Source organism: Tenacibaculum sp. SZ-18, assembly GCF_002813915.1.
Classification (GTDB): Bacteria; Bacteroidota; Bacteroidia; order Flavobacteriales; family Flavobacteriaceae; genus Polaribacter.
Map to the genome: position 1 here is coordinate 931,493 of NZ_CP019335.1, position 13,693 is coordinate 945,185.

The following is a 13,693-nucleotide window of genomic DNA, read 5'->3' on the forward strand; positions in this document are numbered from 1 at the left end:
TATCAGTTGTTTGGGTTTGTTAAAAGGTGAAAATCCCTATATGATTTCTTTGATTTATCCAAAGGAAATACTACCTTTTATGCTCGATCAAATCTTATGCCCTAATGAAAATAAACTACCGAGTAATTGGTGTTGGAACTTCCGCTGGCGGATTAGAGGTTTTAAAAGCCTTTCTTGAAAATGTACCAGATAGCTTTAATCATGCGTTTGTCATTATTCAGCATTTGGCTCCAAACCATAAAAGTCGTATGGTGGAATTACTATCTAGAAATTCTAGATTACCGGTGGTTCAAGCTGAATTAGGCATGAAAGTTCAACCCGGGCATGTATATTTTATCCCACCTAATAAGAACCTGACCATTAAAAAAAATGCGTTGATTCTTGAAAAAAGACCAACAGTAAAAGCGTTGAATTTACCAATTGATATTTTCTTTAGGTCATTAGCACTTGAGTTTAAAGAAAAGTCAATAGGTGTTATATTATCTGGGACAGGTTCAGATGGAACAAGGGGTATTAGAAAAATAAAAGAGTTAGGTGGATTAGTTTTGGCTCAAGACCCTATAGAAGCCGAGTTTAATGGTATGTCTAATAGTGCAATTGGGTCTGGCTTTGTTGATTCAGTATTGCCTGTAGCTGAAATTCCTGAGGAAATAAATTCTTTTATAAATCATGCTGCGTATATAGAAAAAGATAAGAATGAAGACTTATTGGTTCAGGAAGATGTCTTAAAGAAAATAGTTCGATTCGTTAATCAAATTACAGGTATTGATTTCTCTAATTATAAATCTCCAACCTTAAATCGAAGAATTTTCAGAAGAATGAGTATCACTAAAACAAAGACAATTAGGGATTACTTAAACTATCTTTATGAGAATGAATATGAAGCCGAAATATTGCACAAGGAATTTTTAATAGGCGTTACAAGGTTTTTTAGAGATGCAGATGCTTTTTCTATTATTGAAAAGGAGATTATTCCTAAAATATTTGAATCAAAAGATAAAAATAGTACAATTAAAGTTTGGAGCGTTGGTTGTGCTTCAGGTGAAGAAGCTTTTTCCATTGCGATTTTATTGAATGAATATTTAGAGAAAAATAATATTGATCAGGAGATTAAAATTTTTGCAACTGATTTAGACTCGGATTCTATCAATAAAGCACATAAAGGTGTTTTTGCGCAGAGTATTGAAGGAGATATAAAACAAGAATATCTAGATAAGTACTTCCAAAAAGAAGGTAGCTTATATGTTATCAAATCAAAAATTAGGAAAAATATAATTTTCTCACAGCATAACACTGCATATGATGCCCCATTTAATAATATGGATTTGATTGTCTGCAGAAATTTACTTATTTATTTACAATCACATTTACAACAAAAGTTACTCTCTAATCTTCATTATGCAACTGGGTTAAATAAGTTCTTGTTTTTAGGTCCAAGTGAAACTTTAGGAGATCTCTCTAGTTCATTTAAAGTTCTTTCCAGGAAATGGAGGATTTATCAAAATATTAAAACTTTTAAGGGAGCTCGTTTTGCGAGAAGAGTTACGAGAAGTGATGATGTTGATACAAAGAAAATGTCGGCATCAATTAATGATAAAAGAAATATTGATCAAAAGCTATCTGAAAGTTTATCCAGTCTTTTATTAGAAGAGTTTTCGGCTTCAAGTATTTGTATTGATAGCAATTATGAATTGATAAACGCTGACGGTAATTTTAAAGAATTTATAGAACTACCAGAGAATAAAATCCGTTCGTTTAATGTGTTAAAAATGCTACCACAAGAAGTAGCTTTAGCATTAAGTACTGCTTTAGCGAGAGTTGAACAAGATAAAGAAAAGGTTAGATACGATAATATTTCTTTCGAAAAAGGAAATAAAAAAGTGGTTGTTAGTTTAATTGTTTCTCCCGTTAAGAAATTAGCGAGTTATCGTAAATTATATCTAGTTGTATTTAAAAAAGAAGATCCATTTTGCGATATTGCATCAATTTCCACTACTACAAAACCAAATATTGATTATAATATTATCGCTTCTTTAGAGGAAGAACTTAGAGATACAAAGGCAAATCTTCGGTCAAAAGTTAATGAAATTGAAGTTTCATACGAAGAGTTACAATCAACAAATGAAGAGTTGTTAGCTTCAAATGAGGAAATGCAAACTACAAACGAAGAGTTGCAAAGTGTGAATGAAGAATTACATACCGTTAATGCCGAACATCAAGAAAAAATATTAGAATTAGTTCAGTTGAATGAAGATTTGGAAAATCTGCTACTTTCAGTTGATATTGGTGTATTGTTTTTGGACGAAAATCTAATTATAAGAAGGTTTTCGCCTTCGCTAAGAAAATTTATAAATATTACGGACTTTGATATAGGGAGATCAATTGTTAATTTTAAATCAAATTTAAAAGAAGAACATCAACAGACTTTAATAGATAATATTTCAAGTGTAATTAGTACAGGCGATATTTATGAAGAGGAAGTTCAACTAATTAATGATTCTTGGTATTTAAAAAGAATCAATCCTTTTATTAGTGATCACAATAAAATCAAAGGAGTTGTAATTTCTTTTGTAGATATCAACAAACAAAAAATTACAGAACTTCAATTATTAGATAAAGGAAAATTCTTAACTGAGTTAACGAATTTAATGCCAGGTCTAATATATGTATACAATCATGAAACGAATCAAAATGATTATGCAAATAGAGATATTGCATCTGTCTTAGGATATTCTAAAGAAGAAGTACAAGAATTTGGAAAGGATTTATTATCAAAAATTGTTCATCCGAATGATCTTTCTAAGGTGTATGAAAATCTAGCTAAAATTCAAAATTCTGACGATCATATTACTCATGATATTGAATACAGGGTTTTGCATAAAGATGGAAAATATCGATGGTTGCTTTCCAAAGAAACAGTGTTTGATAGATTACCATCTGGCAATATGAGGGTTATTGGAGTTGCTAGTGATATTACCCATGTCAAGAATACGGAAAAAGAATTGTTGGAAAAATCTAATTTCTTGTCAAAAATAGTTGAAGTTTTACCAGGAATTACACATATTTATAATCAATTGACAGAAGAAAATGAATATATAAATAAAAAATTGCATAAGGTATTAGGTTATGATAAAGAAGATATTAAAAATCTAAAGTCTAGTTTAATTTATGAGATTATACATCCCGATGATTTTGAGAGAATGTTAGAACACCATGAAGCTATTTCTAATTCAAAAGATAATGAGGTTCTTGATTTTGAATACAGAATTAGACATAAAGACGGAGATTATCGTTGGTTTTTATCAAAAGAGATTATTTTTGAAAGAATACAGGGTACAAAAAAAGTAAAGTATCTCGGTATAGCTACGGATATTTCAAAAATAAAAGCAGCAGAGGAAAAGCTGAAAGAATCCAACTTAATGTATAATATTATACTGGAAACAACTTTGGCGGGTTATTGGGATTGGCATACGAAAGACGATCATATTTACTATAGTCCATCTTTCAAATCAATGTTTGGTTTTGAAAATAACGAAGTAGAAAATACACCTGACTGGTGGCAAAAACAAATACATCCTGAAGATTTAAGTAAGACATTCCAAGTTATAGAGGAACATGTAAAGAATAAAAATGAAGGGCTTTTTTCTAGCGAGGCTCGTTATTATCATAAGAACGGATCAATAGTTTGGGTATATTGTAAAGGTAAAGTCATTGAGTGGGATGAAAATAAAGAACCTCTTAGGATAATTGGGAGTCATGTTGATATTACTCATATTAAGGAAGCTGAGTTAAAGTTGTATGAAAATAATGTTATGTATAATAGTATAATTGAAGCTACTTTAGCTGGTTATTGGGATTGGTATATTCAAGAAGACATAGCTTATTATAGTCCGTCTTTTAAAGCTATGTTTGGTTTTGAAGATCATGAAGTGCCTAATGACTTTGGATGGTGGCAAAATCAAATTCATCCCGATGATTTACAAGGTGTACTTGATAATGCACAAGCACATATGGAATCAAAAGGTAAAGTACCGTTATTTAACGAAGTTCGTTATTTCCATAAGAATGGTTCTATAGTTTGGGTTCGATGTAAAGGAAAAGTTATGGAATGGGGGGACAATGGAAAACCAATTCGACTAGTTGGAAGTCACGTTGACATTACCAAAATTAAAGAAGTGGAGGAAAAACTTTCCAAAACAAATAAAATGTATAGCAGCATCATTGATAGTAGCTTTGTTGGCTATTGGGATTGGCATGTTAATGATAACTATGAGTATTACAGTCCATCTTTTTTATCAATGTTTGGATTTTCAGACGAAGAAGTGGCGAACTCACCGAATTGGTGGAAACAACAAATGCATCCTGAAGACATTCCTGGAGTACTTGAATTATTTGATCAGCATGTAAAGTCAAAAGGAAAAGTGCCTTACACAAAAGAAGTAAGGTACTATCATAAAAATGGAAGGTTAATTTGGATATATTTCAAAGGGAATGTAATTGAATGGGGCAAAGATGGCGAGCCACTTAGAGCAGTTGGAAGTCATATAGATATCACTAGATTTAAAAATGGAGAAGTAAAGTACTTTACTTGAATAACTGTCTAAATTCTAATGGTGACATACCTGTATTTAATTTAAAGCTACGTTCAAAGTAACTTAAAATTTTAAATCCTAAATCTTGTGAGATAGTTTCAATTGGAGATTCCGTTTTTACTAAAAGAGTTTTTGCTTTTTCAATCACGAATTCAATCACATAATTTTTAGTGTTTTTCTTTGTCTCTTTAAGTAGTAAATCGTTTAAGTAGTTTGAAGATAAATTAACATTCTCGGCAATAAATGAATTCTTAGGTAAACCGAAGGTTTTTAATAACCCTTCTTTGTAATAGTCATTTAAAATAAAGTTAACATTGTGTATTATTTCAGTATTAAAAACTGATCTTGTGGTAAACTGACGCTCATAAAATCGAGAGCATAAATTAAATAAGAGTACTAAAGTAGAAATAATAACACCATGACTATGTATATCTATTCTTTGATCGATTTCTTTTACAATCAGTCCAACACAATTTTCAATAAGTCTTTGTTCATCTGCCGACAAATGTAGTGCTTCAGAGTATTTGTAAAAGAAAAAGTTGAAGTCATCGATTTTATCATAAAGAACAGTATTTCTAATAAAATCTAAGCTAAAGACTAAAAACCACCCTTCTGATGCTTTTGTACAATTTTGGTCAAGTTTTCCCGATTTATTTGGTTGTCTAAATGTAATAACACTTTCTGTGAAGTCATAGGGTTTCCTGTCAAACATTTCACCACAACTCCCATCTCTTAGGGTAATAACAAATAAGTCTACCTCCAGTCTCATTTTAAGACCCTTAACACCATTTTTAAATTCATCTAAACCGACAAAGCTTATTGAAGGATGCTTTGGTTTGGATAAATTAAAGATATGATGAAAATCAGATATTGTTTTAATTTTTGAGGTACTATGCCTCATATATAAAAGGTTAATTTGGACAAATATCGTTATAAAATTCGAAGTTTATAAACATTAATACGAAGATTACTAGCATTTTTGTAAAACTATTTAACCTTTAAAATTCTTGTTTCCTATACTCTTGTGGTGTTTTGCCTGTTTTTGCCTTGAAAAGTCTACTGAAATAATGTGGATAATTAAAACCTAGTTTATGTGCTAATTCACTGATTGAATATGCTTGCTGATTTCTCAATAAGTGTTTAGACTTTTCAACTACAAAATAGTTTATATAATCTTTGGTGTTTTTTCCAGTTTCCTTTTTTAGAAGATTACAAAGGTAGTTAGGTGAAAGTTTAACATACTTTGCAATATGCTCAACTTGTGGAATACCCTTTTCCTCAAATAATTCATTTTCGTAGTAAAACTTCAAGAAATTATCAATTTTTGTTACGATATGATTATCGCGAGTCGTGGAAATATTGAATTGCCTTTCAAAGAAACGTTTACATAAATTTAATAAAACTTCAAGTATTGATGTAATAACTGCTGATGAATGATTGTCAAAATTCGATTGAATTTCATTTTTAATAAAGTTTACGCAGTCGGTTATCGTTTTTTGTTCAGCTTCAGAAATCGAAATAGCTTCGTTAATTTGGTAATCAAAAAACTTATAATTATCTACTTTATCGAATAGCGGAGTAGTTTCAAGCAAATTTTTATCAAATACTAAAATCCAACCGTTTAAAGAGTTTAATTGTGAGGTGCAAGACAAATTAACTACTTGGTTAGGTTTCGTAAATCCAATAACACCATTATCAAAGTTGAAGTTTCTTTTGTTGAAAAAGATTCCATTATGACAATCCTTTAATGTAATTGTATAAAAGTTTAAAACATATTCTTCCTGAAAAAATAGTTTTGAAAAATCAATATTGTTTGTATCTATAACGGCAATATTACGATTATGAGGTTTTTCTAGGCTTAAAATATCGAATAGTTCAGAGACCGTAGTAATATTTGTATAATTCATTTTCACAGATTCTTTTTTTTTGGAATTTACAAAAAAGTGAAGATTAAAAAAAATAAAAAGATGTTAAAAAATTGTTTTTCAGTACTTTATTCATGTTAAATATGTGGTAGTAAACAAAATTCCTATTTGTTGAGTGATTTGAATTCGTTTGCTTTTAATTGTTGAATGAGATTTTAAAGGGCTAAAGAAAAGTTTATTTTATGTTGGTGGTAACATAGTTGATTTGTGATGTTTTTTTAAAAAAATGTTTGTTTGATTAATTTTCATTATATTTAGTTCGAATTTATTTATCGAAAAGCACTACTAATCAGTTTGTAATTGCTTTTTTTGAAAATATGGATGTATAGGTCAATAGGGTATAACTGCAATAATTTTGAGGGAATTTCTTTTATTCTCTCTTCATCCTTCAAAAAGATAAATAAATGTAGAAGACTGTTTTTCTGGGGGAAAAACAGTCTTCTTTGTTCAACAGTAATAGTAATAAAAATAATCCCTAAATTTATCAATACTTTTTTATTTGAGATCAATCGGGGGAAATCATTGTTCTCTGATTCAAATTTACTAGATAGTTCACTTGTGGACTAACACTAATTTCACAAAGGAGAAAACAAATCAAGTGCACTTTAATTATAAATGAGTTTTAATTTATTGTAAATATTTAATGATAATAATGGGAATAAAAAAAAGACCGTTTTTTCTGTGGTGAAACAAAAAACAGTCTTTTCTTAATCAACATGAATAGTATTAATCTTTTTAATCTGTTTACACTTATTTATGTTTTAAATCAATCGGGGATATAATCGTATTTTGAAAAAAATAAATAGTAAATTCCTTTTCAGAGACACAATATTTATAGTTTGGCAAACAAAAAGACAACGTCTTAATTTTGGGTTGATAGCATCGGGGGAATTCTATATGTTCATTAAAAAAAAGACTGTTCTTGTGAGGGAAAAAACAGTCTTTCTGTTCAACAGTAATAGTAATAATAATAATCCCTAAATTTATTAATACTCTTTTTATTCGAGAGCAATCGGGGGAATAATTGTTCTCTGATTCAAATTTACTAGATAGTTAAATTGTTGACTAACACAAATTTCACAAAGAAGAATACAAATCAAGGATACATCAGTTATAAGTTAATTTTAAGTTATTGTTAACATTTATAAATCTTTAAGAAAGATGTAAACAACAAAAAGACTGTTTTTACTGGGGGAACAAAAAACAGTCTTTTCTTAATCAACATTGGTAGTATTAATCCCTTCAATTTATTAATACTCTATACATACATGAAATCAATCGGGGGTTTAATTTCATTTTGAGATAAAATTAAATTAATCGTTACCTTCTTACTAACACAAATTACACAAAAAAGAAAACAAAAATATGTTATGTGTTGTTTTTTAGTGTTTTAAAATGTGTTTTTATAAATTTCTATGACATAATTTGTAACTATTGAAGAATTTTAGCTTCTTACAATTACATAATTGGTTTTAATCTAAATTTCTTTTCGGGCTTACTATATTATAACAATTGGTTATTTTATATTTGAAATCCATTACCAAAACAATGCATAAACTAAAAGAAGCAGACTTATATAAAGGAGAACTAATTCCGGTGAATGGAAAATTAGTGGAACGATATAATAAATGTTTAATCAAACTCGGTTTTACAGCAACCAAGTTAACTTCCTTTTTTATTGATGGAATTGGTTGGAGTCCAGAAATAGCTGAAGAAAAAGATGAAATACATTATCTAAATCATGGAGAAGCAAACCCTCATTGTATAATTATTACACCTTTACAAAAAGGATTACCAGTATATAATCCATATCATTCTTTCGATAGAGAATTAATGAAACAAGTTTTTAAAAAACATCAAAGTAGAATTGAGAATATAACTCGGGATTCTGCAATATGTGTCGATTTTGATCAGAATATTGATGTTTTCTATGAACCATTAGATGTTTTAAAGTATAAGAGAATTACAGTTAAGTTTAGATTAGTTGATGATTTAGATAAAGCAAAGGAAGAACAACTACAATTAGTTGAATTATTTAATACTGATAATAATTTTATTGATGAAACAATTCATCAACGTTTGCTCGATTCTGCTAACAAGTATGGAGATCTTAGAGAAAGAGAGATTAGTTTGGAGAATATTATCTATGAAACTGAATCTTTTTACACAGAGGCTTTTGGAGGTATTTACGTATTAAAAAGTTTTTTGTCTCCAATTTTAGTTTTCGAAAATATGAATGCCTATCAAGTAGCAATTCAAGATACTACTCATAATGTTTCCATGTATCATATTTCACATTACGAATTAATTGAAAAGTTAACATCTCATTTAATAATTGAATGTAATGTTCATTCCGAAGTCACTTTGCAACGATACGATCGTATTAAGAAATATGTATTAGCAGAATTTATAAATGAAGAAACTCATGTTACGAAAAATATTTTAAACGACAGTGTGTTGTTTAAAGGATATTTAAATAAAATCGGTATTTCAGCTAGAAAAAGAGTAATGGGATTAGATAGATATTTGGAAAAAAAGAAATCCGATCCAAAAACTAAGGTAACTGACTTTGTTGATAAAGACATTTATATTGCTTTACATAGTCCGCATTCATCTTTAGGTCCAAATGAGCAAGATTTGGTATGGAAGTTATTGGTGAGTATCTCACCAAAAGATGTACTATTCTTATATTGGTATGATAAAGAAATCTTTTATGATTTGTATCAAAAATGGAGTAGTTCATTAAAAGATTGGGTAATAGAAACTATAAAGAAAAATATATAAACATGACACTAGAATTAATACTTTTTGTAGCAGCAATATTATTTGGAATTGTGTTGTATTGGAGAGAATCCAACGGAAATCAATTGTATCGTTTTTTCAATAAATTAATATATTCGAAAGATTTACAAATGAAAGAAACAGATACAAAAGGATTCGTTTATCAACAATCGTTTGTATTGCGTTTGGTGTTCATAACATCACTTTTCTTATTAGGAATTATTATTGTTCAATTTTTATTACCAGTAATAAGTATTACTACAATTTCTCTATTTATGTCTTTGATTGTAGGGACTATTGCGGGAACATATATCGCAGGTTTTATTTTTAAATCTGGAGAAGTGATTGATGAACATTCAGATTCTTTAGGAGATATTGTAAAAGAAACAATTGTTAAGGGAAAAGACTTTATTGAAGATTTAAAGCCTGAAAAGAAAGAAGAATTATTAGAAGAGATAAAAAATGATAAAAAACCAACGAATGAACAAAAAAGTGCTCGTGAGCGTTTGAAAGATAAAGGATTGCTATAAAGAAATTCAATTTCTATTAAAAAGGAAGAAGCTCAACCAAAACCTAAAAAAATGATTAAAAACTATTGGAATAAAGGAGGAAAGCAAAAGTTTATTGTAATTTTTATTTCACTAATACTGTTACTCTTACTATTCATTTTACGAGATGATTTTCAACCTGGTTTACTTTTTTTACGTAAATATATTTTTATCATTTTATTATGTTTTACAGTAGTATTTTTCGGGTTAAGAAAGTTCAGAAGAACAGCGAGTACCGGTGGAAGATTACTTACTTTATTTGGAATAATTTTGTTTTTAGGTAGTGTATATTTTATCGGATGGCATTTAAAAATGTACGATTACATTAAAACCTATAATGTATTCAATAGTTTAAATCGAGCTGAAATTAAAGAATTACCATTAACACGTAATGAAAGAATTCAGCCATTGATGAATATATTTTCAATGGCGAACGAATCTGTAGGAGAAACCAAAGATGTTTCTTTACCGCACTTAGTTAGAATTGATACTGTGAATAAATGGACAATGGCAATTCAACCAACAGAGAAGTATGCATGGCAAGGAATAACAGATAATACGGAAGAAGTTTTTGCAGTTTCAAGTACAACACCGTTTCCTCGTTTTTCAAGTGAGAACAGAATTCCAGTTACTTTCTCTATAGGAGAATCTTTAAAGTTTAGTAGAAATACATATAACGCTGTTGTACAACGTTTCAATATTTTTCAATTATTTAATATGGAACCGAGTGACACTTATTACATGAAAAATGATAAAGGCGCCTGGGTTCAAGTAGTGAGTTTAATTAAATGGAAAGGATTCTTTTTTCCATATCCAAGTTTTGGTGGGGTTATGGTAATTGAAAATGGAGCTCACGATTTTAATGATTATGTCGAACGTATTTTAATTGGAAAAGGAACTTATATTTCTCCCGAAGAAATGCGTAATTATCCGTATTTAACAAAACAAAATACACTGGCCGAAAAAGTTTCTCGTTTGCAAGCAGAATCTTTAAAGTTCCTTGGAGGATTTAGTGATCCATTACCATGGAATATGGAAACAGCTATCAAAATTCCAGACTTACCAGACGATCAAAACCAACAACCTTTTGTAACTGATTTTGATTTCTCTGATACAAAATCAGACGCGTACACAGGATTATATCACTGGTTTGGATTAGAACCTGTTGGAGAGGAAAGAACCAGTTTAACATATAGTGTTTTTATTCCTGCAGATGGTACAGATAAATTATATTATTATGATCACGCTTCTAAGAAGCAAGGATATGCAGGTGTTTCTGCAATGCCGTTAAAAGTTATCGAATCTCGTAAAGAGTTTGATTGGTCAGTAAATAAACCTGTAGAATTTCGACCATATATTAAAGAAATCGCTGGTAGAAAACGTATGTTCTTCTTAAGCACAATTTCTGCCATAAGAGATGAATCTAGTAAATTTGATGGTTCAGCAACTCCTGATTTAGCTTTAATCGACAGTGAATATAGAGATGTAGTTTGGATTGATGCAAAGCGCCCAAGTAAATGGGATGGAAATGTATTTGAACAATTAGGTGAGGCCTGGAAAGAAAGTGAAACTTCTAATGAATATTTCAAAATAAACTCAAACGTTTTTAAAGATCAAAAGAATTCGGTACTAGATTCTATCAATATAAAGTTGAATGATAATAAAAACGATAAAGTAATTGAAAAGCTTCAAAAGCAGATTGATTCTATTAAGGCTTTGGAGAAGAAGGAATAATTAGATGAATTTATATTCAAAGATATTAAGCGCAAGATATTATTATGTCTCTAAAACTAATTGGCGTCATCCATATATTGCAACTATCTCGTTGATTTCAATATTTCATTCACTGAATATATTTTCTTTACTAAGATTGTTAGGGTTTAATCTTTTAGATTTAACACAAGAATATTTTTCCATTCTTATTATTGGAACAGTGGTCATTATATTTTTGATTCATGAGTTGTTTTTAATGAAAAGAAAATCTTTAGATGATAGATTGGAGTTGATAGAAAAGATTAACCTAAGAAATTATGATTATCTCCATTTAATGTATGAATTGATTACAATGATGTTTTTGTTTTATGCTTTTGCTATAGCTTGGGTAAATTATTTTTTCGTTGTATTATTTTTAGTTGGAATTAATTTAAACCATCATTCCTTAATAAGTATAAAGGATGAGATGAAGTAAAAGAGATTTTTTAGAGAAAGATTTTGTATTAAAGCTTTATAAAACAAGATAGATCAAAAGGATGAATAAATTTTATAAATCGTTGGTATTACTTCTTTTCATTTTTTTAGGTTGTAAAGGTGGGAAGATTGAAAATTCTAAAAGTTTTGATTTTCTTGAAAAAGAGGTTCGTTTTCCTGATTACTATGAAAGTTATGATAGAAGAAGATTTGAAAAAGAGATGGAAATACAAAATGGTGGGGGTTTTATACCTAAATCAGATTTATATTTAAAAGATAAAAATTCTTCTAATTTTATTATGGTTACTGCTAGAAGGTTTAACAAGAAAGAAAAGGATTATCTGGAGTTTTCTGATCTGTACAAGTTGAAATATAAGTTAATCGAAGTAGAACAAGGAAGAAATTTGGTGTGAAAAGATAAATCTTTCAATAAAAAGCAGGGCTGTGTTTTGTTTGCTTATGAGTTTGATTATTCTAATACATATTATTGTCATATCAGAAAATTGGTATTTGAAGATTATATTATAAACCTCAGTTTATTTAGTACTGAACGAGACATAAAAAAAATAGATGATTTCAGAAAGTTTCTTGAATATAATATTGATAAATCACTCTTCAATAACTGTAATACTTCAAAAATGGTTTCAGGGTACTTAAGGGATCATTTTGATATGTAATTACCTAGAATACAAAATCAGCGCAACACCAAGCATAATTCCGGCTAATGGTAAGAGCTTTTTACGTTTATTTTTCTCTTTAAATAAAATTCCACCTAGAACCACAGCAATTATAAGTTGACTTCTTTTAATTGCAGATAATAACATAATCAATGCTTCAGGATCTTGAAGTGCTTTGAAATAAAAGTAATCGGCAGTTTGTAATAAAATTCCAACAGCGGGAATTGACCAACGCCATTTAAAAGCTTTTCGTTTCTCAACCTTAGGAAACCAAATAATACTTAAAACAATTAGTAATATTAAAATACAATAAAAACAAAACCAAAACTGTAATGTTTGTGGGTTTAAACTAATTTTCTGAATAAGAAACTTATCATATAAACCACTTGAAGCTCCTAAAAAGGTTGCTCCAATAATAGCATAAATCCATTTGTTGCTTTTAAAAATAATTCCTTCTTTTTTTCCTACTTGAGAATATAAGTACACAGAAAAAATAATTAAGAAGAAACCTATCCATTGATATAAACTTGGTCTTTCTTGATAAATGAATATGGCTCCTAAAAAAGTAAAAAATGGTCCTCCGGAACGAATAGGAGCAACAATAGTTAAAGGTAAATGTTTTAAAGCTTGGTATGCTAAAATCCAAGAAGAACACATAATCATCGACTTTATGAAAATAAAGCCATGTTTTTGTAATGGAATATCTTGAATAATGAATCCAGCTTTTTGAGTTACTTCAGGAAAAAAATGTGAACCAATATAAAAAGGTAATAAAAGTAAAAGTCCACTAATTAAGGTTCCTAAAAGTACAGGATATACTTCATTATTTTGAACTGCATGTTTTTTACATAAGTTGTGTAAACCTAGAAAAAGTGCAGCTAAAAGACCTAAATACATCCACATGATTATCGTTTTTTAATTTCGAAGCTGCAAAACTAGCTATTATGAATGATTTAGGCCTTATGATTTATAAGTAATCGTTA

9 protein-coding genes are annotated in these 13,693 nt (G+C 29.1%); 6 read left to right on the plus strand and 3 right to left on the minus strand.

Annotation, left to right across the window (positions count from 1 at the left end; genetic code table 11):
* The first annotated feature begins 104 nt into the window (after positions 1–104).
* A complete protein-coding gene (locus BTO06_RS04285) occupies positions 105–4,592 on the plus strand; it encodes a PAS domain-containing protein (protein WP_100924120.1) in 4,488 nt (1,495 codons plus the stop codon).
* Here BTO06_RS04285 and BTO06_RS04290 read toward each other — a convergent pair.
* A complete protein-coding gene (locus tag BTO06_RS04290) occupies positions 4,585–5,493 on the minus strand; it encodes a helix-turn-helix domain-containing protein (protein WP_100924121.1) in 909 nt (302 codons plus the stop codon). The genes BTO06_RS04285 and BTO06_RS04290 overlap by 8 nt on opposite strands.
* Positions 5,494–5,590: 97 nt before the next feature.
* A complete protein-coding gene (locus tag BTO06_RS04295) occupies positions 5,591–6,499 on the minus strand; it encodes a helix-turn-helix domain-containing protein (protein WP_100924122.1) in 909 nt (302 codons plus the stop codon).
* A 1,566-nt stretch (positions 6,500–8,065) separates the two neighbouring features.
* On the opposite strand from BTO06_RS04295, the gene BTO06_RS04300 reads away from it, so the two are divergent.
* The 5 genes from BTO06_RS04300 (at position 8,066) to BTO06_RS04320 (ending at position 12,446) form a co-directional block, all read left to right on the plus strand.
* Complete coding sequence (locus tag BTO06_RS04300; RefSeq protein ID WP_100924123.1) at positions 8,066–9,301, plus strand: DUF6638 family protein; 1,236 nt, start codon at positions 8,066–8,068, stop codon at positions 9,299–9,301.
* 2 nt (positions 9,302–9,303) lie between these two features.
* Positions 9,304–9,828 carry a hypothetical protein gene (locus tag BTO06_RS04305; RefSeq protein WP_100926707.1) on the plus strand — a complete coding sequence of 175 codons (525 nt, stop codon included), beginning with the start codon at positions 9,304–9,306 and terminating at the stop codon, positions 9,826–9,828.
* 51 nt (positions 9,829–9,879) lie between these two features.
* Positions 9,880–11,580: a hypothetical protein gene (locus BTO06_RS04310; RefSeq protein ID WP_100924124.1), complete on the plus strand. Its 1,701-nt coding sequence runs from the start codon at positions 9,880–9,882 to the stop codon at positions 11,578–11,580.
* Between the two features lie 4 nt (positions 11,581–11,584).
* Entirely contained in the window at positions 11,585–12,034 is a 450-nt protein-coding gene (locus tag BTO06_RS04315; RefSeq protein ID WP_100924125.1) for a hypothetical protein, read from the plus strand.
* Positions 12,035–12,095: 61 nt separating this feature from the next.
* Positions 12,096–12,446: a hypothetical protein gene (locus BTO06_RS04320; RefSeq protein WP_100924126.1), complete on the plus strand. Its 351-nt coding sequence runs from the start codon at positions 12,096–12,098 to the stop codon at positions 12,444–12,446.
* Between the two features lie 264 nt (positions 12,447–12,710).
* Here the strand turns inward: BTO06_RS04320 and BTO06_RS04325 are convergent, their stop codons facing one another.
* Positions 12,711–13,613 (minus strand): DMT family transporter, encoded by a 903-nt coding sequence (locus BTO06_RS04325; RefSeq protein ID WP_100924127.1) that lies wholly within the window; start codon positions 13,611–13,613, stop codon positions 12,711–12,713.
* Positions 13,614–13,693 lie beyond the last annotated feature (80 nt).